Origin of the sequence: Chryseobacterium nakagawai (assembly GCF_900637665.1) — a bacterium.
GTDB classification, from domain to species: domain Bacteria; phylum Bacteroidota; class Bacteroidia; order Flavobacteriales; family Weeksellaceae; genus Chryseobacterium; species Chryseobacterium nakagawai.
In genome coordinates this window covers 1207864-1228942 of sequence record NZ_LR134386.1, presented here as the reverse complement: position 1 = coordinate 1228942, position 21079 = coordinate 1207864, and the positions used below count along the sequence as shown (strand labels likewise).

Genomic DNA, 21079 nt, shown 5'->3' with positions numbered 1-21079 from the left:
ATAAACCACCCAATGTCAGGGGTTGTATGACAAACATTTTATTTAACAACCAAAAAAAACAATCAAAAATGAAAAAATTAATTGGAATGAAGAGAAATTTCTCTTCTTTGGAAAACAAAAAGTTGAGTAATTCAAAAATTATTTTTGGAGGAGGAACAAATGTGAGAACCACTTCAGAAACTGGACCAAATGGAAATCCTGGTAATACTGGTGATACGAAAATGTATAATGACGGGCAGCACGTTGCAACATTAGAAATAGATTAATTAATATATGGAGGGAGAACCTCCCTCCATTGTTTCGACAGATTAACAGGCAATAAACATAAAAAATTCGGTCAAAATACATAGGAGTATGAATTATATAAGAAATACTTTTATACTACTTGGTGTCTTATTATTCTTTTCTTGCCGGAGTAGAAAAGTGAATTATATCAATTATTACCATAAAGTATATGCAATTGATAGCAGTTTTAGAGTAAATAAAGATACCCTATCAACCATTAAACAGTATAAAAAATTATTTAGAAAATATCCTTCGGCCCAACAAAATGACAGGCTTAAGGAATATGAAACTTATATTAAACTTTCTGATAAATTCAATAAAAGCTTTGGCGGAAAAAGAAGTCTTTATAGGCTTATAGTACAAGTTGCTCCTTATTGGAAATATAAAAGAGTAGATTCAGATTTTTTCAAACTGTATAAAAAGTATGGAATTGATAGCACTCGGGTAGAACAGGAAATTGTACTGTGGAAAAAAAGCCTTAATAAAGGATTAGTAGATTCTTTCAGTACTGCATTTAAAAGAGATCAATATAATGATCGTATTGGTGCAATCATTAGTGTAAACGACGTGAAAAATGCAAATCTATTATTATGGACTTTAAAAATATATGGTTTTCCGTCAATTCAGAAAATTGGTCTTTATGGCAATAACGAAACCTTTATGCCCATGGGCGTACTTCTCAACCATATGGCAGGTTATGAACATTATGAATACTTTAAGACAAAACTATTAGAATATGTACAGTCCGGTGAATGCACTCCCAGAGATTACATAGAAATGATTGACAAACATCAGTATATTAATAACCTAGAAACTCAATATGGCATATTCTTACACTACTCTACACCAGATTTTAACGCATCTGATTCTGCAAGGATAAATCGTAACCGCAAAACAATAGGTTTTCCAAGTCTTAAACAATCTGCTAACATTACAAAAGATTTTCAAAAAACACAATAACCAGCAGCCCTCAAAATAAAATCTATTATAATAAAAATCACATATGATATTGATCATTTCCCAGAATAATGAAATTACCACAACTGAAGTTATCCGGTATCTGGTTATTATGAAGAAAAAATTTATTCGTATTAATGAAGATGAGATATTTGAAATCAGAACACAAAAAAAAAGGATATTCTTACAAAGTCTCAACAATCATTTTTTTCTCGACGAAATTAACAGCGTATGGTATAGAAGAGGTAGATTAAATTTTAAACGCTTAAAGTATACTAATGTTTCAATAAACCTTGATATGAACGAAACACAGCACTGGCTCGAAGATTATGTTAGAATGACTCTTGAATCAAAAAAACATATAAACAAAGAAAGTACATGCCACATTAACAAACTTATTGTGCTTGAAAAAGCCAAGGAGTTAGGTTTTGAGGTTCCTGAATATTTTCTCGCTGAAAATACCGATGAAGTAGAGATTAATCAAATGATAGTAAAAACTATAGGTGGTAATGTAATCTTGGATGAAATAAAAAAAGATTCCGGCGGTTTTATGTATACCTCAATTGTAGAAAAACATGAAAAAAATGATTTTTTTATTACTTTTTTTCAGGAAAAAATTGAAAAAGATTTTGAAATCAGAACTTTTTATCTGGATGGAAAATGTTGGTCCATGGCTATCTTCTCACAAAATGACAAACAAACAGAAATAGATTTTCGAAAGTATAATAATAAAAAGCCTAATAGAAATGTTCCATATCAGCTTCCCAAATCCATTGAAGAAAAAATCCACCTGTTGATGCAATTCTTAGATCTCAACTGCGGTTCAATAGACTTTATCAAAAAAGAAAACAAATTTTATTTTCTGGAAATAAATCCCATAGGGCAATTTTTAGGATTATCAAATACTTGTAACTACCAATTAGAAAGAAAAATAGCTGAATACTTATGAAAAATTTATACAAAGAAAAAAATAAACTGCCGCTCACCTTCAAATATATTGAGATCTTCAAAACCAAGAATTCTGCTAAGCTTGACAGCAATTCAGTTTATTATTCGATATGTAAAAAATACCAAACAGATTTTTATATCAAAGAAAAACCTTGTAAACCATTCTCCAGACTGCTATGAAATATTTCAACTTATTTAGTAATATCCTGATTACAAAAGGAGCCAATAGAATACTGATCTCAGACCTCCAGAGAAATTCTTCAGAATTATACCCTCTGGAATTTTATGATCTCATACAAGAATTGAGCACATTTTCCATAGAAAAAATACTTTCAAAATATGAGAAAAGCTCTAAGATAATTATCCATCAATACCTAGACATTCTACTGGAAAAAGAATATGGCTTTATTACTCTAAATGGTTGGGATAAGAACTTTCCAGCACTTTCGCATGATTACAATGACTGTAATACCCTCTCCAACATTTTTATCGAACTCAAAAACATTTCCGTTCTTAGCAAAATAAAATCTTCTGTAGAAAATTTAGATGTGAAATATATTACGATCTTTTACAGAGAAAAAATTTCTATTAATGATTTTCTGAAAATTGAAAGTATATTTGATAATTCTTCTTTGGTTGGAATTGAAATATACGCTCTGTATCATAACAATATTGATAAAGACTACATTCAATATATCAGTCAAAGAGTTAAAAGAATCTACAATATTGTTTTTTACCATTGTCCTCACTCCCCCTTCAGAGTAAAAGACGAGTTTAAATTTACCGTGCATTTCACTAAAGAATACCTAAAAATATCCTCTTGTGGAAAGGTAGATATGAAATATTTCAATACCAATCTTACTAAAGTTCTGGAAGCCATTAATCACAACTCTTGTCTGCATAAAAAGATCAGCATAGATATTGAAGGCAACATTAAGAACTGCCCTTTAATGCCGGAAAGCTTTGGAAAGATTAAAAACACCAGTCTTGAGGAAGCTTTAGCTCAACCAGGATTCAGGAAATACTGGAATATTACTAAAGACAGCATAGAAGGCTGTAAAGACTGCGAATTCAGGTACATCTGTACAGATTGTAGGGCTTATACTGAACGATCACATTATACTTCAGAAAACACAGATATATCAAAACCTTTAAAATGCGGCTATAATCCTTATACTAATGAATGGAAAGAATGGAGTAAAAACCCACTGAAGCAGAAGGCTATCTCCTATTATGAACTCCAGAAAGTAAAATAGCTTTTAAACAATGTTTAAAAGCCATTTTTTATATAGAAATAAGAAATTTATAAAATCCTTATTTAAAAAATTTCCACTTTGGAATAATGGCCAACATTCCAAAACCTGTAAAAAGGAAAAGATTGGTAACATCCGTATACAGGAAGGTTGACAAATAATAATTATGCATAAAGAAATGCAGTACTAATAAGGTAGGGAACATAATAATTCCTACTTTTTTGTAAAAGAACATCAGCACCAAGCCAATCATCATGAGTGCATCAATTGAAAAGATAACATAAAAATACCATCTGGGAATATCTAGATATTCATGCTGAAGATATTCATCAACATCTATTCCCAATCCCATTACGGTAAACAACATTAAGGCAGCAAATGCCAATACAAATCCCCATCCTTTCTTCGGATCTTCGTCAAAATAGCTGTATTCTTCCATAGGTACAAAAATAAAGAACTTATGAGAGATTTCATAAGTTCTTTTATAGTTATTCGCTTAAAATTTGAATTAAATAGAGATCGCGTTGATCAGTCTATTTTTATCACTTAGGAATTCTTCCATAGAAATCATACTTTCAGTTCTCATTACGTCCTGAATGTCGTCAATCTGATAGATAATTCTCTTAGCATCATCCGTATTCTTAGCTCTTACTTTACAGAAAATATTATATTTTCCAGAAATAACGCTAGCCTCGATTACGTTAGGAATAGTTGACAACTCTTTCAATACTTCCTGAGTACGGTTTGATTTTGTCAAAAGGATTCCGATGAAAGCTGTAAAATGATAGTCCAGCTTACCATAATCGATGTTTAGAGATGATCCCAAAATAATACCTGCATCTTCCATCTTTTTCACTCTTACGTGAATTGTTCCAGCAGAAACGTCCATCTGCTTAGCAATCTCTGTAAAAGGCATTCTTGTGTTTTCTACTAAGAAATCAAGAATCTTCTTGTCTATTTCGTCCAGTTGATAGTTCATATTAGTTAAATTACAATTTCTTTAAAAAATCTATGTATTTTTTGCAAATTTACGAAAAATAATTTAACTAAAAAAAATATATCAAACATTAACAATAATTAACACGGATGATAAAAATCATTAAAATATTCCGATTATTTAGCATTTGATTTTGTAGAATCTGTTTTTATTTCCGTTTTCTCGGCGGGTGCTTTTTTATCTTTTTTCTTCTTTTTAAACAAAGAATTGAAGCTTTTACTCCACATCACCCCTACTCCATAGGCTTGATTAGCAGTTCCGTTTGTACTAATCATACCAATATTAGTAGGCTTAGAATACCCTCTTACCACTAAAGTACCGTCATTTTTTTTAGATAAATCATACTCTATAGAACCTTCTCCTGAAAGATAATTGTTCTGTCCGCCGGTAGTACTTGCTTCGGTTTTGGATAATGGAATTCCCAATCCGGTCTTAATATTCACCCTAGGTGAAAGAGCAACACTGACCCCTGCATTTGCTCGGTCTCCAATATTGGAATTCTGATCACCTTTTACATAATTCAGGTCAATTTGGAATTCATTACTCATTGTATTAAGAACTGAACCAAGCTGTTTCAGAAGCATGTTATATCCTGAAGATTCAGCTACATTTCCTACATTAACATCTACTCCACCGGTATTTGATACATTGAAGGTACTTAATAGAAGAACTGAACCAAACTGGAGTACTTTTTCTCCTTCCTGGCTCATTTTGGCGGCTAAAGTTTCTCTCACCTGGCTGGATACATCCATCGCTGTCACATTCAATTCTACTTTAGGATCTATAAGAGATTCAGTAATATTAGCCTGTAATAAGATACTTATAGGCTGTAGTTTCCCCATACTCAGATATTCTCCTGCATTGGAGACCATTCTTACATAATTGGCTGTAATATCCAATGCCGGTTTCATTGCATCACCATCCCATCTGATGCTGCTGTTTTTTTGAATCTGGAAGGTTTTGTTAAGAATTGCTTTAGAAACAAATGTTCCATTATCTACCTTATAAGTACCACTCATCGCAATATTCCCCTGTCTGTTCATGTGGAATCTCAGCGGATCTGCTGCTCCTTTTACAGTAATGTTTCCTACATCATCTCCAATGAGTACATTTACTGTTGTTCCTTTATCTACCGCCAAATTGAAATCAATATTCATATTGGCACCGGTCTTTTTCTTATCTTCCAGTGTTACCAATCCGTCTTTTCCTTCTTTCAGGAATCTCAGCATCTTGAACTCTTCAACATTTGAAGTGGAAGCTGAATTAAAAGTGAAAGTACTTCCGTTAAGCGCTTTCATATTTGGGGTATTTATGCTTAAACCAGATACAGGACCAGATACGTACAAATCACCCTGTCCGTAAACTCTTCCCCAAAACAGGTCAGAATCTTTCTGGGTAGAGTTTAGTACCAAAAGGTTATCTGCCCTCATGATCAGGTCAATCCCCATTGAAGAAAGTGTTTCAAATCGAATCGCCCCGGAAATATTTCCTTTGGAATTGGATCTTCCGTCATGCACTTCAATATTGTTGAGAATGGCAAGCCCTTTACTTAATTGAATCACATTATCATCAAATGAATAGTCTACCCCTGTAAACAGAAGTTTCAACCCGAAGTCTTTTAAAGCAATATCACCACTATAATCAAGATTATTAAGCTTTCCGTTAATCTTAAGATCACCTGTTGCTTTTCCTCTTAGATTTCCAAAAATAGTCTGAACGAATTGCTGAGTAAATGAAAGATCAAAATCACGCATTTCTGCCGTAAGATCAATATCCGGAGAAGCTGTATTGTTATTAACAGTACCTGTAAGATTTAAACTGTTATTTCCTAATACTCCTGCAGAATGAACCTTTACATCAATATCATAAACATTCAGAGAGAATCCATTAGTAGCTGAAATGGAAATATCTCCCATATCATTCCCGTTCATTTTAATATCATCTACAGTAAGATCTACCAAAGGCTGTAAAGTGTTTTTATCCATCTTGATCTTTACACTTCCGTTCGCCAGACCTTTTATATCCATGCTATTACCTCCGGACTGCATTTCCAGCAGTTTTTCTATTGAGAAATCAGTGATATCAGCATCTACATAGAAATCTTTAATAGATTTAAATTGGGCTTCTTTGATAAACAATGCGCTTTTATCGGAATAAACCCTAAGGTTCCTGATATCAAAATCTCCGGTATTCTTTCTGTAAGTAATGGAATGATTCAGCTCAGGACTGGTATCAATAGCCCACGATACTTCATTAAATTTAACTTCCGTAGGTTCGAATCTAAAGACATAATCACCTGCTGCATCTGTAGATTGATCTACATTAATAGCATATTCCTTAAGCTTTTCATTAATTTCATCATCTGGGCTTCCATGCTTGAACACCGTCGCAAGATGAAGGGTATTTCCGTTTTCGTTGTTCCCTTTAAGCTCAAAATCCTTAATGATATTTTTATTGTATTCTAATCTATTGATTCTTGCATACACCTGTTGAGCAAGGTTCGCAGTATTGATCCTCACTTTAACACTGTCTACCATAGCACTGTCTCTGCTGAGGTTCTTTCTGTTGTTGACCTGATAGTCAGGATTAGAAGAAGCTAACGCTTTATCAGCCTCGGTAATATCCTCTTCTTTGGTCATAATATATTTCAGAGCAGTTGCATCAAGATTTAGGATCAGATTATTTGAATCTCCATCATATTCACCTTCAACCATAGCTCCGTTAGGCAATTTCAGATCTGGTAAGAAATAATTAACCAATCCTTGCTGAACATCAAATTTCATAGCAAAATTCTGACCTCTGTATAATTTTCTTGGGGGTGGCCCTACAAGAATTCTTCCTACTCCATTTTCTACCATTCCTACAAGATCCGCCAGATTATATTTACCCGAAATCTTTCCGTTAGCTGCTCCCGGTGCATCCACATCAATAACACGTCCTCCGGCTTCAATGAAAGTTTTTAATTTTGCTGTAGGGATATCATATTTCTGTGTAGCCGTTGCAAAATGAAGGTTATTGGCATTAACGTCCAATGTAAGATCATTAATGGATGACATAGACATTTTACCTTCAACCTGTCCACTTACTATCTGGCTGCCAGGTTTATTAGTGAAATAATTCATGTTTAGCAGAGTAACATCTGCATTAACATCCATTGCAATTTTGGAGGTACTGAAATCTATTAAACCTTTAATCGTCGCTTTTGCTTGCTCATCGTTAACCGTAATCAGTCCATTGTACTTCTTGTGATCTAACAGTCCGTCCAAATAGAGATTATTGATGACCTTATCCATAATTTCAATGCTGGTAATCTGAGATTTGGTGGTAAGACGCATTGTATTTACATCAAAACTCTGCCCATTGAGATCAAAATTACCGGAAATCAGTCCAACTGATTTATTCTTAGTAATCACAGAAGTATTAAGGTCTTTTACCTCAAGGCGGCCTGAATATTTAGGCATTGCTGTACTGTATCCTGTTAAAGAAAGCTTAGAAATTTTTGCCTGTCCTATTCCCGTCATTAAATTTCCATTATCTACATAGATTTGGTCTGGATTTACTTTAGCAGTTCCATTATACTTCAGTTTTCCAAAATCATCTGCAAAATTTTTCATCTTGCTGGAGATGAATGTAGGCATCATTGCCTTCAGATCTTTATAGGTAAAATCGGTAGAAAGATCTTTTGTTTCAATAGAAAAGTGACCGTTTAGCAAATTATCAACCTTCATGGTTTTGGTGGCAATATTCACATCAGGATTTCTGATCAGGAAGTTCTCTAAATGGAATTTATTTAAAGGACCTGTCATTTTTCCTGAAAGGTTGAACGGCTTAATATTATCCCAGTTGGTTACAAAATAACGGATATCATATCCGCTCACCTGGCTCCCTTGATTAATATTCATATCCCATCGAACCTTATCTGCAAAATCTGCCCATGAACCATCATGAAGATTGAATTTTATATCTCCCTGAAGCAAAGTATGATCTGTATTTAAAGTAAGATCTTTTAATGATAAAAACTGTTTGGTTAAAGACAATTCTGTTGAAAAGGTATCTACAATATGAGATTTTCCCCATCTGGAGGTTACAAAAGACATATTATTAATAAGTGCTGTAATATTGGGACCAACGACCTTAACATTGGGAGCTTTTAAATTAAATTTTGTGGCGGTAAGCCATTTTCCATGATCTCCCTCAGAGTTTTCATTAACAATAGATACTTTAGAATCTATGATCTGTACTCTTGAATTCAGCTGGAAAGGAGGTTTTTTAGGATCTCTTTTCTTCCCGTCATCAAATAATTCTGTGAATCGGACAAAGTTGGAGATACTGTCCCCTTTATAGGTAATGACCTTTATCTCTGCATTTACAAGGGTAAGGGAATTAAAGCTTAAAGAATTGCTTTTTCCGGAAATGGCATTCGCTGCAAGAGATATCCAATCTGAATCTGCACGAAATTCACGAGCCTGAATAAAATCTAACCCTTTATAATCTTTTACTTTTAATCCTTTTATGGTAACATCTCCAAAATAGTTGACATCTACACTTTCGGTAGAAAATCCGGATTTAAAATCATTGTTTACAAGCTTCAAAGCCTGATCTGCTGCCCATTGCTTGGTAACCGGAAGGTTGATGGTAATCAGTATTCCTCCAACAAGAAAAATGCCCAACCAAAAAAGAATAAGGAGAAGCTTTGCCCACCAGGTATAGCTGGTGACATCCTTTATAGCCTGTTTACCAAACTCTTCAGCGGTTTCTACAGGGTGATTGATTGCGTCTGAAGCTAGTTCAGATGCCTCTTTTACAGTTTCCCGTACCTTTCCCTCTACATTTTCAACAGTCTTCTGTACCTGATCCCCTAGGTTTTCAGCTACTGATTTTTTATTCTCATTCTCGTTATTATTCTCTAACTTTGCCATTATTATGAGCGACTCTATAATTTTAGGTATTGAATCGTCTTGCGACGACACCTCAGCAGCTATCATCAAGGGGAATTCTATTCTTTCAAATATTGCTGCGAACCAGGCTATCCATAAAGAATATGGAGGCGTGGTTCCTGAATTGGCTTCGCGAGCCCATCAACAAAATATAATCCCCGTTGTTGAAAAATCTTTTACCAAAGCAAATATACAACAAAATGCAATCTCTGCTATAGGATTTACACGCGGCCCCGGACTTTTGGGATCACTTCTTGTAGGAACATCATTTGCTAAATCTCTGGCTATGAGTCTTAATGTTCCGTTAATTGAAGTTAATCACCTTCAAGCTCACATTCTGGCCCATTTCATCGAGGATGCAAATCCTGTGCCGCCTACTTTTCCTTTTCTATGCCTTACCGTAAGTGGTGGCCATACCATGATTGTTTTGGTAAAGGACTATTTTGATATGGAAATTATCGGGAAAACAACGGATGATGCTGCCGGAGAGGCTTTTGATAAAATTGGAAAAATCTTCGATCTGGACTATCCAGCGGGACCAATTATCGACAGGCTTGCCAAAGAAGGAAATCCTGATGCTTTTAAGTTCAATAAACCAAAGTTGGAGAACTACGACTACTCTTTCAGTGGAATTAAAACATCCGTTTTATACTTCATTCAGAAGGAAGTTAGAAAAAATCCGGATTTCATTAAGGAAAACCTCAACGACCTTTGTGCTTCTGTACAGAAATGTATTATTGAGATCCTAATGAATAAGCTTGAAAAAGCAGCTAAAGATCTTGATGTAAAAGATGTGGCCATTGCAGGTGGGGTTTCTGCCAATTCTGCATTAAGAAAGGCTATGGAAGACAACAAAGAAAGATTAGGCTGGAATATCTACATTCCAAAGTTTGAATATACTACCGATAATGCAGCGATGATTGCCATGGTAGCACAACTGAAATTTGAAAGAGGTGAATTTACTGACCTGAGAACTTCTGCTACAGCAAAATACGACTTATGAAAATACTCTTAGAAGAAAAAGTACTGGGAACACATTCTAAAAAGAACTCAAAATATTATTGGGTATTAGAAACCGTTACAGGAAAAAATGAAAGTTCAGAAGATGCTGATGATTATTTCCCATCAAGTTCTGAAACAGGATACATCCAGGATGTAAAAGAGGAAGTTCTTGAGAAAATCAATTCGGAAAACGTTTTTAGTTTCCCTTATACTCCCAAAGAAGGAGATTATTTATCCATAAAAAATAACTTAAGAAAGCAGGAATATTTAAACCTGATTTTCATTAACAATAAGTGGATTGAAGAAATATACATGTGCAGTTACCGTGAATGTGATACAGATATTTACACAACTATAAAAACAGGAGTTGCATTCTTAACTCAGGATATATGAAATTATTCTACGGAGAAATAACAGGGGATAAAGTGATCATCAATGATGAAGAGCAACAGCATATTGTGAAAGTTCTTCGAATGAAAGAAGGTGAAGATATCCATGTAACAAATGGAAAAGGAGCACTGGCTTCAGGAAAACTGGTTATAGAAGGGAAAAAAGCGGGTATCGAGGTTTCAGAAATCCAAAATGATCTTTTGGACTTTACTCCTAAACTTCATATTGCTATTGCCCCCACAAAAAATATTGACCGTATAGAATTTTTCGTGGAGAAAGCTGTTGAAATGGGAATCTCGGAAATCAGCATTATTGCGACAGAAAAAACGGAACGGAAAAACATTAATATCGATAAGATTAGAAAACAAGCTATTGCTGCGTCAAAACAAAGTTTGAGATTTTATTTTCCCATTATTAATGATACTGTAAAGCTGAGTGATTTTTTAAAAGACATTCATCCTGAAAACACTTTTGTGGCGCACTGTCATGAAAATCTGGAACGAATGGAACTTAAAAGTATTCCAAAAATGGAAAAGATTACTTTTCTAATTGGTCCTGAAGGGGATTTTTCTGAAAAGGAAATTGAATTTTTGGCTGAACATAAGATCAAAGCGGTTTCATTAGGAAGTCAAAGGTTGAGAACTGAAACTGCAGGCGTATTTGTAGCTGCGTGGAATTATTACAATATGATATAGGTTTACAGTGCCATGGCAGTTATATAATTTTATGCTCACTGTCATTCTGACGAAGGAAGAATCTCATTAAAAACTTTGATTCTTCATTCCACTTCGTTACATTCAGAATGACACAATAAGTTTGATTTTAACCTAGATATCATTTAGAATATAAATAATAGATTCCTAATCTATATCTATAAAAAAGGAGGTTTTAAACGCCTCCTTTTTTATATTCCGAATTGATTATTTCCAATCAATATTATTTTCTTTCAGGTATTTCTCAAAAATCTGCTGACCACTTCTTATAGAGTTTACCGTCCAAAGGATTTTCATTCTTAGCAGCTTTTCTTCATCTAATTTATAATCAATACCAGATTTTATCAGTTTTTGCTTCAGTTCATACATACAAATGGAAGCTGCTACGGAAACATTAAAACTCCTTGTAAAACCATACATTGGTATCGCCAGTGTTTCATCTGCGAAATCCAGAATCTCTTGCGAAACGCCTTCCATCTCGGTACCGAATACCAAAGCTATAGGCTCTGTAATTTCATATTCAGGAAGCATTTTAGCGTTATTTTCCAGGGAAACTACCACAATTTTGTATCCTCTGTCTTTAATTTCCTGAAAGGATTGCCTATTTCGGGGAAGTTTTTCAACCTCAACCCAGGTATCTGCTCCTTTGGTTACCCTAAGATTGGGTTCAAAACTGTATTCCTCCTGCAAAGCCACTACTTTATGAAAACCGCAGGCTTCTACAGAACGTACAATAGCTGCTGCATTCCGAAACTGATAGATATCTTCGACCACCGGAAGCACAAAGTCTGAGCTTTCCTGGGAGAAGTGTTCAATTTTCTCGAATCTTTCTTCTGTTAAAAACTGTTTTAAATATTCATAAGTTTGCGCTAAATCTTTCATCTGCATTTAGTTATTTTTTTCAATAGCCTTATGTAACGCACGGAATTCATCTTATTCTGATAAAATTTGATGATAAGCGTTTCATTCATTTTCAAATCTTTGCAAATTAACGTAATTTTGGGCTATGATCCTTAACCGGGATTAAATTCTTAATTAAAAATAATACATGAAACGAAAAGTCCTGCTCATCTATACCGGAGGAACCATCGGTATGGAAAAAGATTATGAAACCGGAAGTCTACGTGCCTTTGATTTTGGTAATATCTTCGAAAAGATGCCTGAAATGAAGCTTATGGAATGTGAAGTTTTTGTACATCCTTTTGCCAAACCACTGGACTCTTCGGACATGGGACCTGAAGAATGGAAGGTAATTGCCAACTATATTCATGAAAACTACAATGATTATGACGGATTCCTGATTCTTCATGGGACAGATACGATGTCTTATACTGCTTCAGCATTAAGTTTCATGTTAAAAGGATTAAGAAAGCCGGTTATTATGACCGGTTCACAGCTGCCTATTGGTGACCTGAGAACTGATGCGAAAGAAAATCTTCTCACGAGTCTTTATTATGCAAGTCTGTATGAGAATGATGAAGCCGTCATTCAGGAAGTTGCCATCTATTTTGAATATAAGCTCTTAAGAGGAAACAGAACATTAAAGTATTCTGCGGAATATTTTGATGCGTATGCAAGTCCGAACTATCCTATTCTTGGGCAGTCCGGGGTTCATTTAAATATCATCAAAGACAATCTTTTTCGTTGCAATCCGGAAGTTGAGTTTCATGTTGACGAGCATATCTCTGAAGATGTTCTGTTCTGGAGAATTTTCCCAGGAATGCATTTGAGCCACTTTAAGGAAATTCCTAAAATGAAGGTACTAATTCTTCAGGTTTTTGGTTCCGGAACTATTTTCAGTAGTGAAAAGACTCAAGAAACACTGCAGGAGATCAGAAATAACGGTACAGAGATCGTAGTGGTGAGCCAGTGTATTTCCGGAGGTATTTCGTTCGGTAAATATGAGAACAGTAATATTTTCTCAAGAATCGGAGCCATTAGCGGAAGAGATATGACTGCAGAGACTGCCATTACGAAAGCAATGCACCTGATCGACAATCCTAATTACTCCGGGAGTTTCGCAGACAACTTTACCCAAAGCCTTTGCGGAGAAATTACTGATGAAAAAACACATTAAAAATTTGGTAATTAAAGAAAATATCCTATTTTTGCAATCTCAAAAAGAAAGGTGTCCGAGTGGTTGAAGGAGCTACCCTGGAAAGGTAGTATACGGGTAACTGTATCGAGGGTTCGAATCCCTTCCTTTCTGCAAAATAAAAAGGTTTATAAATCATTGATTTATAAACCTTTTTTCTTTAAAACATTTATTTATGTTACTCTTAAAGAGCATTCAGGATAAATTTTTAATATACTCTGTGGGAGTAATTCCTTCAAACCCTTTAAAAACCCTATTAAAAGTTGATTGATTTGAAAAGCCTGCCTCAGTATAGATATACAAAAGGGTTAATTTGCTCAAATCACTATCAACAATCATTTTTTTGGCATACTCTATTCTATAAAAATTAAGATAATGATTAAAATTTGTATATCCCGCTGCCTTTAATGAACCGGCTAAATATTTAGAATTTATTTTTAATTCAGTACTTAATTGGGCAATAGTAAAATCACTGTCTTTGTACGGTTCTTTTGTTGTAATAAGATTTTCGATTTGGCTGAAAATATCTTTCAGTTTAGTGTCACTTAACTCAAAAGTAAGTGCTGCATTCTTTTCACTAAATCCTTCATTTAAGATCTCCTTATTTTCTGCAGCTGTTACTTGTTTTATCCTATTCTGATAATAGAAAAGCAAGTAGAATATAATTCCATTAAATAAAATATTTAACAAATCTGATACTCTAATAACATTTTTATTATAGATCACGGTTTTATACTGTGTAGTATAAGAGATTATAAACGTACATACAATAAGAAAGATGGTATAACAGGTAAAAAGTATTGTTTTCTTTCTTGTAAAAAAAATGCTAGCCCCAAAAGGTATTGGAGTCAACCAAATAATAAGTATCAAACCATAAGCCCAGAAATTAATAATAGAATACATTAACAAAATAGGGGCTATAGCGAGATAAATAGTAACGACTTGGTTAATATTATAATCCTTTCGAATTAATAGGTGAGTATAAAAAATAAATGCAAATTCAATAATTGGCAGAAACATAAGCATTGAATTTCTATTTTGATCAAATGCATAAAAAAGTAAAAAAAATACAATTTGAAAAACAAACATAAAATAAACGTATTTTTTAATTAACTCTCTTTTAAGAGAATCAACTCTTGAATCTATCTCAACATCCATATTCTATATTAATTTATTTTCAGAAAACAACTTATATAAATAGTTGTAAAACAATAATTTACATAAAAGCAAATGATTTTCTATTTTTCATTTATTCTCCAAAAAATCACTTTATTTTTTGGGCTACTTTTGGTTTTATAAAAATATATAATATCATTTAAATATGGAATTTTTATATAAACATTAAACAATATTAATTATGAAAAACAATTTTTTACTTTTATCATCCTTATTTATTGGAATTTTTTCTTATGGTCAAGTAGGGATAGGTACAACCACACCAGATCCTTCATCTGCATTAGATATTGTATCGACTAATAGAGGAATTCTGACCCCTCGTCTCGTTTTATCAACTAGCACGCAACAATTGAATAGCGCTACGAATGCCAGAGGCTTGTTAGTTTATAATACAGGTGGAACCAATGCATTGGTAGAGGGATATTATTTTTGGAATGGCAGCGAATGGAGAACAATAGACAATACTACAGCCGCTACACCTTCAATAGGTAGCTTGCAATGTGCCTCTGCTATTCTAGTTCCTGGCAATTATATTCAAGGTACACCTTATTCCGGAAATCTTAAAATTAATTACACGAATGGAAACGGAGCAGCATACCAACCTGGAAATTCTGTTACGGTGAACGGTCTGACCTTTAAATTACTCGCAAATAAATTAGAGCATGGTAATGGAGAATTAGTCTTTTCAGTAAGCGGAACCCCCACTGCTTCATCACCAAGCACAACAACAATTCCTATAAACAATACATTAATTCCTTTTCTAAACAGCAGTATGAACTGTTCGGTTGTTGTGGGGGATGTTGACACCGCCGTTATCACACAAAGTGCAACCATTGGCCCTTTATTTCTAAATCCAGGAGAAAAATTAGGAGGATACGATGTCTATCACCGTTATGTTACTTCACCGGATGGAAAATATTCAGTCCGTGTAAAAATTGAAAAGGGCTATGCATTTGCTCTCGCTGATATTAATATCCGCAGTAATACAGGAACTCCAAGTATTATGTGGAATTTTAGCACAGACTATGTAACAAGTGGTCTTATAGTCTATGGAAACAATGCAACGCCATTTCCTGCACAAGGCGTGTGGTACGGTAATGGAGGTGGTAATGGTACCACTTTTAGTGGGAATACAAACGGCATGGCATGGGGAGACCCGGACGTATACTACGGCTCTCCAGAATATAGACGCTATACATGGACTTCCACAGATAGCGCCGGAGATAAAACCCTTTATAATTTCACTTTTATGCTCGGGGCTCCCAGCCCTGATGTTGCAGCTAATGATACTACTTGCCCTAATGGAGTTTGTAAAAATACAAAGGCATATCTGAGAATAGAACAAATTACAGCACCTAATTAATTTTAACACAATGTCATTATATAAAAATATTAATGTCGGAAGATTAGTTCAACAGTTAGTTTCAGAAAGCGGGATAGAAATATCCCGTATCTGTAATTTTATGGGATGTACCGAAGCAGAGGTTGAAGAAATGTACCATTCTGAAAGTCTAGATACTTTGTTATTATTAAAGTGGAGTAAATTATTAGAATATGATTTTTTTAGAATTTACAGTCAGCATCTTACCCTTTATGCTCCTCCAAGTAAAAAATACATTAATAAAGATAATCAGAAAACAGTGCTTCCGGTTTACAGAAAAAACATTTATACCCCTGAGCTCATACAATATATTATTGAAAGATTACAGAAAAAAGAACTTTCATCCATTGAAATAATAGAAAAGTATAATATTCCCAAAACAACACTTTACAAATGGATGAAAAAATATATAGAATAAGCCATTAGCCCACTCATAAAAGTTTCACAAATCACAATTTAATTTTACCCTTTTAAATGAACACAAGAAAAATAAATTATAAGAAAATATATAATGATATAATAGATTATTATAAAATAAATATCGATTCTCAAACCGCTTTGATCTTAAACAAAAAAACACTTAATTCTATTGACATTATTCAATTGAATCAAATGGTTTTTAATTCTAAGATCGATGATAGAAGACACAGGTCTTACGATATTGCAACAATAATGACAATACTTAATTACCAAACTGTAAATGAGTTATCTAATAAAGCTTTGGCATCAGAATTCAATATCAGCAGGAATACAGTCACTTACTGGAAAAGAAATAGAAATAAATATTTATAATCTATATTCTTATTCATTAAGTATTTGCTGAAACATCAGGATAACAGTAAAAATCATATTAGTTTTTTGACCCCTTTTTGCAAGAAACAGCGCTAATCTACAGCGCTGTTTCATTTCATATAATAAGGGTTTTATTTTTTTTGATTATTACTTCTTCCGATACTTTTACGTATTTATACCTGAATATACAATTGGTTATTTCTACTCTACAGTATCTGTTTTGTTCTTCGTTACTTTGGAATACAAAAGTAACCACAAAAACCAATTTAATATGACATCAACAAGTGTAAATGCCAATTCCTCCGGCCAGCTACAACTGGGAGGCGGAGCACAGTTCTGGGTGTATCTTTCACCTCAACACGATACTGCTAAAATGATTAGCAAGTGGAGAGTAACATTTTCACAGGGAACTTGGAGTGATTCTATTTCAAGTGACAATCCGACAAAGCAAATCCAAACATCTAATCTTTCAGGAATTTTCGAAATTAAAGTGGAATTATTAAACGGTTCAACCGGGACATGGAGACAAATTCCTCCTCAGGCAGGAAGCCACAATGAAATAGGCTGTAATTCCAACTGTGCTTCTATGGTAGGAATTGTTGCAGACAGTATCAATCCTCCTATCGGTGCTATTAATGCCCACTTCTGGACTACCTGGGATGCGATGTGCAGAACAGGTGTATAATATAAAACAAGATTTCAAAATCAATCATCATAATCAAGTCTACTGCGGTATTTTTTAATATCGCAGTTTTCATTTTTAAGCTTTTTCCTAAATTAGCAGCTTTAATATAATTCAAATAAAATGTTTACAATAAGGACAGTACTTTCATTGCTGTTATTTCTTACTGCTTTTCTATTCCCACAACTTACAAAAGCCAGTGCCTATTGGATGGAAATTCATGGATCAGGAAAATTAAAAGAAGAGGTTAAAATACAGGTATGCTATGGTTTTATTGATGATCTCAGTGAACGGCACCGTACTACCGGCACTGAATTTCAAAGGATCAAAGATTTTAATTTCTTTCTTTTGAATGCTAAAGGAGAAAAATTAAACATTAGACTGCATCCAAAAGAAGATCATTGGGAAGGAACGTTCATCCCGGATCAGAAAGGAACCTACAGGATCTTTGGAATGAATGATCAACAACCTGTTTTGGAACGTTCTCAGGATCCGAAAGAAAATGTACGGCCTATTGACTTTATGTGTGGGGCTTATCATGTAGGTGTTTCATCTGAAAATACATTACCTCTCCAATTTATGGACATTAATCTTCAGGAAAAAAATGGTGTTTATACTATTTTCCCTTACCGCAATATGAAACCTTCTGAAAAAGGGACAATGCTCCGGATTTTTAATCCTGAAAACTGGGAAAAGAATATTCCGGTAGACAAGGAGCATAAAGCCATTTTTAAACCAACGATGCCGGGACTTTATGTCATCAGACAGGATTGGCAGGATAATACTCCAGGAATATTTCTGGGAATTTCTTATGCGAAGATAAGATACCGTAATAATTATTGTCTTTGGATTAATTAAGAAGATGGAAGTTATATCAGGTACAAAATGTATTAATGAATAGAATCAATATAAAAAGTTGAGAATCAATACAAATAAAAGTCCCGAATCTATGAATCCGGGACTTTTTATTATCAATTATTAAAACCTTATTTTAGAATTTCAAGGAAACGCTTCCTAAGAAACGAGCTGGTGCCTGCGGCGTTAAACGCACCGACCAAGCTTTTTCATTAGTGATATTATCAAATTTCAATCCTACTCTATATTTCGGCTGGTCATAGAAAATCCCTAGATCTAGCATTGTATAAGAAGGAATAATGACTTTAGCTGTTTGTGTATTGGTTTGATAGGAAGATGATCCCATATTTCCTCCTCCTCCTATTCCAAGGCCTTTTAATTTACCTTGTGGAATTCTGTAGCTTATCCAGAAATTGAACATGTTTGCCGGACCTGACAATGCTGGTCTTAATCCGTCAACAGAAGGATTGGCATTTGTAAATTTACTATCATTATAAGCATATCCTGCTACGATATTTAGTCCATCAAAAGGATTGGCTGTTAATTCTGCTTCAAATCCTTTACTCAATTGAGTTCCATCCTGTATAGAATAGTTGATGTCATCCGGATTGGTTCTCAAAATATTATCAACACGGATATTGTAATAACTCAACGTTCCCACAAGTCTATGATTGAAAAGATCTCCTTTTACCCCAAATTCCAATTGGTTGGCATATTCAGGCTTAAATGAATTTCCATTAATATCTACTCCACTTACATTATTGAAACCGTTCATATAGTTTCCAAACAGGGAAACTTTATTTTTCAGTATTTCATATACAAGTCCCAGCTTAGGAGAAAGTGCTGTCTGCGCATAAGGCCCTGCTTGGGTTCCACTGTTACTTAAGCCTCCTTTTATCTGACCTGTAGTAATGTCGTAAACTCCCTTAAACTGGAATCTGTCTACCCTCAAACTGGTCATTACCATTAACTGATCTGTTACATTGAAGACATTTGATACGTAGGCCGCATAGGTATTGTCACTGTTATTTTCTTTTCTAACAACAGAAGTTGCAGTAAGGGCATCGATTGTATTACGGTTGACTCTAAAATCTGCCGATGGATGAACAAAGTTAAACACCTTTGTATTGGTATGATAACGGTCAAAATGATTAGAATTATTATAGTAATCCAATCCTACAACCATTCTGTTTCTGAAACGTCCAATATGGAAATCTCCGATAAAGTTCTGCTGAATATTCGTTGCAATAAATGAAGTTGTTCCTACCATTACCTGAGCACTTGCGGTAGAATCTGTCTTCCCGTTAATGGCAGAAATATATCCATTGATTGTGGACCTTGCACGGGATATAATCGTCTGGGAGGTCCAATTTTCTGATACTTTATAATTAAGTTGAGCAAAGATATTCATCATTTGCGTTTCATAAGCAAGATCATCACCCAGGAAATTTTTATAGTAAGGGAACTTCATATCTGCAATAGACTGAGTTTTGTTGCTTCCTGTATAAGGATTAAAGCGCACTACTGAGGTTCCTTTTGCCTGATTAAACTCTACATCCAAAAGAAGCGACATACGATCGTTGATCTGATAAGAAAAACTTGGGGCAATTGCCAGCGAGTTCGTAAACCCTAAGTCTTGAAAGCTTTTTTCAAATGTTCCGGCAGCATTAAGACGGAAAAGTGCTGTTCTGTCTTTATTCACAGGAGTATTTACATCTACTGTCAATCGATTATAATCCCAGCTTCCGCCAACATATCCCACTTCACCTCCAAACTTATTGTAAGGCTTTTTTGTTACACGGTTATACACACCACCATAGCTGCTAGCCACACTCTTTCCAAATAAAGTAGCAGAAGGTCCTTTTATCGCTTCAATACGCTCTAAGTTGACAGGATCTATTACTGAAAAAGCAGCTCCGGCTACTCCATTTCTTGCATTAGGCTCTGTTTCAAATCCTCTTGAACGGAATGTCACTCTTCCCTGATTCGCAATCATGGGAACTCCGGCTCCCGGTACATTTTTAGAAATACTTCCCAGGTCTACAGCAACCTGTTCCTGAAAAAGTTCCTTAGTGACCGTATTATAAACCTGAGGATTTTCCAGGTTCTTTAAAGGCAGTCTTGCCACAAATCCACTTTCTTTCTTAGAAAATCTGTTGACATTTTTCATGATAACCACTTCCTGTATGGCCTGAATATTTTCTTTCGTAAGTTGATAATCCAGTATGGTACTTTCTCCTGCTTTTACGTCAACAGGAATACGTATTTCTTTAGATCCTAAGATTTGTAGTTTTAAGGTATAGGAGCCTGCGTTTATATTGGTAAAACGATAGTATCCCTCATCGTCTGTCAGTGTCTGGCGATCTGCTTCCAATAATGAGACGGAGATTGCTCTTAAAGGCTGTCCGTCCACCATATTGATCTTACCGGTTATTCCGCCTTGCAGATCCTGCGCATAGAGTTGAGTTAAACTTATTAGGGAAAAGAAGAAAATCAGAAATGGTTTAGACCATTGTACTATATTATTTGTTAAAACATCATCCTGTTCTGCTTCATGGGCATGGGTTATCGACTTCATCAGAAGCTCACATTCACTTGATCGTATCATTTTTCAGC

At 34.5% G+C, this 21079-nt stretch carries 19 protein-coding genes and 1 tRNA gene; 14 read left to right on the top strand and 6 right to left on the bottom strand.

Translation table 11 applies throughout. The features are described from left to right. Positions 1 to 68 precede the first annotated feature (68 nt). From EL260_RS05555 to gwsS, 4 genes are all read left to right on the top strand, one after another. Positions 69 to 266: a grasp-with-spasm system A modified peptide gene (locus EL260_RS05555; protein ID WP_123859218.1), complete on the top strand. Its 198-nt coding sequence runs from the start codon at positions 69 to 71 to the stop codon at positions 264 to 266. A gap of 88 nt (positions 267 to 354) precedes the next feature. Continuing rightward, positions 355 to 1245 carry a hypothetical protein gene (locus EL260_RS05550; RefSeq protein ID WP_123859217.1) on the top strand — a complete coding sequence of 297 codons (891 nt, stop codon included), beginning with the start codon at positions 355 to 357 and terminating at the stop codon, positions 1243 to 1245. Positions 1246 to 1288: 43 nt separating this feature from the next. Further along, on the top strand, positions 1289 to 2191 hold the full coding sequence (gwsG, locus tag EL260_RS05545) for a grasp-with-spasm system ATP-grasp peptide maturase (protein WP_123859216.1): 903 nt from the start codon (positions 1289 to 1291) through the stop codon (positions 2189 to 2191). 175 nt (positions 2192 to 2366) lie between these two features. Then, entirely contained in the window at positions 2367 to 3446 is a 1080-nt protein-coding gene (gene gwsS / locus EL260_RS05540) for a grasp-with-spasm system SPASM domain peptide maturase (RefSeq protein WP_123859215.1), read from the top strand. Positions 3447 to 3504: 58 nt separating this feature from the next. On the opposite strand, the gene EL260_RS05535 is transcribed toward gwsS, so the two are convergent. From EL260_RS05535 to EL260_RS05525, 3 genes are all read right to left on the bottom strand, one after another. Continuing rightward, positions 3505 to 3882: a hypothetical protein gene (locus EL260_RS05535; RefSeq protein WP_123859214.1), complete on the bottom strand. Its 378-nt coding sequence runs from the start codon at positions 3880 to 3882 to the stop codon at positions 3505 to 3507. A 69-nt stretch (positions 3883 to 3951) separates the two neighbouring features. Then, positions 3952 to 4422, bottom strand: coding sequence for an Lrp/AsnC family transcriptional regulator (locus tag EL260_RS05530; protein WP_065400659.1), 471 nt, complete (start codon positions 4420 to 4422; stop codon positions 3952 to 3954). Between the two features lie 134 nt (positions 4423 to 4556). Beyond that, positions 4557 to 9359 carry a translocation/assembly module TamB domain-containing protein gene (locus EL260_RS05525; protein WP_123859213.1) on the bottom strand — a complete coding sequence of 1601 codons (4803 nt, stop codon included), beginning with the start codon at positions 9357 to 9359 and terminating at the stop codon, positions 4557 to 4559. A 4-nt stretch (positions 9360 to 9363) separates the two neighbouring features. On the opposite strand from EL260_RS05525, the gene tsaD reads away from it, so the two are divergent. From tsaD to EL260_RS05510, 3 genes are read left to right on the top strand one after another with little or no spacing between them, the layout of a single operon-like run. Beyond that, positions 9364 to 10380 (top strand): tRNA (adenosine(37)-N6)-threonylcarbamoyltransferase complex transferase subunit TsaD, encoded by a 1017-nt coding sequence (gene tsaD / locus EL260_RS05520; RefSeq protein WP_123859212.1) that lies wholly within the window; start codon positions 9364 to 9366, stop codon positions 10378 to 10380. Further along, positions 10377 to 10772: a hypothetical protein gene (locus EL260_RS05515; protein ID WP_123859211.1), complete on the top strand. Its 396-nt coding sequence runs from the start codon at positions 10377 to 10379 to the stop codon at positions 10770 to 10772. The genes tsaD and EL260_RS05515 overlap by 4 nt, the downstream gene beginning before the upstream one ends. Beyond that, a complete protein-coding gene (locus EL260_RS05510; protein WP_123859210.1) occupies positions 10769 to 11464 on the top strand; it encodes an RsmE family RNA methyltransferase in 696 nt (231 codons plus the stop codon). Before EL260_RS05515 ends, EL260_RS05510 begins: the two co-directional genes overlap by 4 nt. Positions 11465 to 11689: 225 nt before the next feature. Here the strand turns inward: EL260_RS05510 and EL260_RS05505 are convergent, their stop codons facing one another. Continuing rightward, entirely contained in the window at positions 11690 to 12370 is a 681-nt protein-coding gene (locus tag EL260_RS05505; protein ID WP_123859209.1) for a TrmH family RNA methyltransferase, read from the bottom strand. Between the two features lie 160 nt (positions 12371 to 12530). Here EL260_RS05505 and EL260_RS05500 point away from each other — a divergent pair, with 160 nt between their 5' ends. Both EL260_RS05500 and EL260_RS05495 read left to right on the top strand, forming a co-directional pair. Further along, on the top strand, positions 12531 to 13559 hold the full coding sequence (locus EL260_RS05500; RefSeq protein ID WP_123859208.1) for an asparaginase: 1029 nt from the start codon (positions 12531 to 12533) through the stop codon (positions 13557 to 13559). A gap of 45 nt (positions 13560 to 13604) precedes the next feature. Continuing rightward, a tRNA-Ser gene (locus EL260_RS05495) sits at positions 13605 to 13691 on the top strand. Positions 13692 to 13772: 81 nt separating this feature from the next. Here the strand turns inward: EL260_RS05495 and EL260_RS05490 are convergent. Continuing rightward, positions 13773 to 14735, bottom strand: a complete 963-nt coding sequence (locus tag EL260_RS05490) for a helix-turn-helix domain-containing protein (RefSeq protein WP_123859207.1) — start codon at positions 14733 to 14735, stop codon at positions 13773 to 13775. Between the two features lie 199 nt (positions 14736 to 14934). On the opposite strand from EL260_RS05490, the gene EL260_RS05485 reads away from it, so the two are divergent. From EL260_RS05485 to EL260_RS05465, 5 genes are all read left to right on the top strand, one after another. Continuing rightward, positions 14935 to 16116, top strand: a complete 1182-nt coding sequence (locus EL260_RS05485) for a hypothetical protein (protein ID WP_123859206.1) — start codon at positions 14935 to 14937, stop codon at positions 16114 to 16116. A 10-nt stretch (positions 16117 to 16126) separates the two neighbouring features. Beyond that, the gene (locus EL260_RS05480; protein WP_123859205.1) at positions 16127 to 16552 is read left to right on the top strand and encodes a transposase; all 426 of its coding nucleotides are present in this window, start codon (positions 16127 to 16129) and stop codon (positions 16550 to 16552) included. Positions 16553 to 16608: 56 nt separating this feature from the next. Then, a complete protein-coding gene (locus EL260_RS05475; RefSeq protein WP_123859204.1) occupies positions 16609 to 16926 on the top strand; it encodes a helix-turn-helix domain-containing protein in 318 nt (105 codons plus the stop codon). A gap of 271 nt (positions 16927 to 17197) precedes the next feature. Further along, on the top strand, positions 17198 to 17611 hold the full coding sequence (locus EL260_RS05470) for a hypothetical protein (RefSeq protein WP_123859203.1): 414 nt from the start codon (positions 17198 to 17200) through the stop codon (positions 17609 to 17611). A gap of 120 nt (positions 17612 to 17731) precedes the next feature. Further along, positions 17732 to 18466, top strand: a complete 735-nt coding sequence (locus tag EL260_RS05465; protein WP_123859202.1) for a hypothetical protein — start codon at positions 17732 to 17734, stop codon at positions 18464 to 18466. A gap of 133 nt (positions 18467 to 18599) precedes the next feature. On the opposite strand, the gene EL260_RS05460 is transcribed toward EL260_RS05465, so the two are convergent. Beyond that, the gene (locus EL260_RS05460; protein ID WP_123859201.1) at positions 18600 to 21071 is read right to left on the bottom strand and encodes a TonB-dependent receptor domain-containing protein; all 2472 of its coding nucleotides are present in this window, start codon (positions 21069 to 21071) and stop codon (positions 18600 to 18602) included. Positions 21072 to 21079: the final 8 nt, after the last annotated feature.

Excerpts from the sequence above, each read along its gene's own strand:
- EL260_RS05555 (WP_123859218.1), top strand. The coding sequence starts at position 69 with ATGAAAAAATTAATTGGAATGAAGAGAAATTTCTCTTCTTTGGAAAAC.
- EL260_RS05550 (WP_123859217.1), top strand. The coding sequence starts at position 355 with ATGAATTATATAAGAAATACTTTTATACTACTTGGTGTCTTATTATTC.
- gwsG (WP_123859216.1), top strand. The coding sequence starts at position 1,289 with ATGATATTGATCATTTCCCAGAATAATGAAATTACCACAACTGAAGTT.
- gwsS (WP_123859215.1), top strand. The coding sequence starts at position 2,367 with ATGAAATATTTCAACTTATTTAGTAATATCCTGATTACAAAAGGAGCC.
- EL260_RS05535 (WP_123859214.1), bottom strand. The coding sequence starts at position 3,882 with ATGGAAGAATACAGCTATTTTGACGAAGATCCGAAGAAAGGATGGGGA.
- EL260_RS05530 (WP_065400659.1), bottom strand. The coding sequence starts at position 4,422 with ATGAACTATCAACTGGACGAAATAGACAAGAAGATTCTTGATTTCTTA.
- EL260_RS05525 (WP_123859213.1), bottom strand. The coding sequence starts at position 9,359 with ATGGCAAAGTTAGAGAATAATAACGAGAATGAGAATAAAAAATCAGTA.
- tsaD (WP_123859212.1), top strand. The coding sequence starts at position 9,364 with ATGAGCGACTCTATAATTTTAGGTATTGAATCGTCTTGCGACGACACC.
- EL260_RS05515 (WP_123859211.1), top strand. The coding sequence starts at position 10,377 with ATGAAAATACTCTTAGAAGAAAAAGTACTGGGAACACATTCTAAAAAG.
- EL260_RS05510 (WP_123859210.1), top strand. The coding sequence starts at position 10,769 with ATGAAATTATTCTACGGAGAAATAACAGGGGATAAAGTGATCATCAAT.
- EL260_RS05505 (WP_123859209.1), bottom strand. The coding sequence starts at position 12,370 with ATGCAGATGAAAGATTTAGCGCAAACTTATGAATATTTAAAACAGTTT.
- EL260_RS05500 (WP_123859208.1), top strand. The coding sequence starts at position 12,531 with ATGAAACGAAAAGTCCTGCTCATCTATACCGGAGGAACCATCGGTATG.
- EL260_RS05490 (WP_123859207.1), bottom strand. The coding sequence starts at position 14,735 with ATGGATGTTGAGATAGATTCAAGAGTTGATTCTCTTAAAAGAGAGTTA.
- EL260_RS05485 (WP_123859206.1), top strand. The coding sequence starts at position 14,935 with ATGAAAAACAATTTTTTACTTTTATCATCCTTATTTATTGGAATTTTT.
- EL260_RS05480 (WP_123859205.1), top strand. The coding sequence starts at position 16,127 with ATGTCATTATATAAAAATATTAATGTCGGAAGATTAGTTCAACAGTTA.
- EL260_RS05475 (WP_123859204.1), top strand. The coding sequence starts at position 16,609 with ATGAACACAAGAAAAATAAATTATAAGAAAATATATAATGATATAATA.
- EL260_RS05470 (WP_123859203.1), top strand. The coding sequence starts at position 17,198 with ATGACATCAACAAGTGTAAATGCCAATTCCTCCGGCCAGCTACAACTG.
- EL260_RS05465 (WP_123859202.1), top strand. The coding sequence starts at position 17,732 with ATGTTTACAATAAGGACAGTACTTTCATTGCTGTTATTTCTTACTGCT.
- EL260_RS05460 (WP_123859201.1), bottom strand. The coding sequence starts at position 21,071 with ATGATACGATCAAGTGAATGTGAGCTTCTGATGAAGTCGATAACCCAT.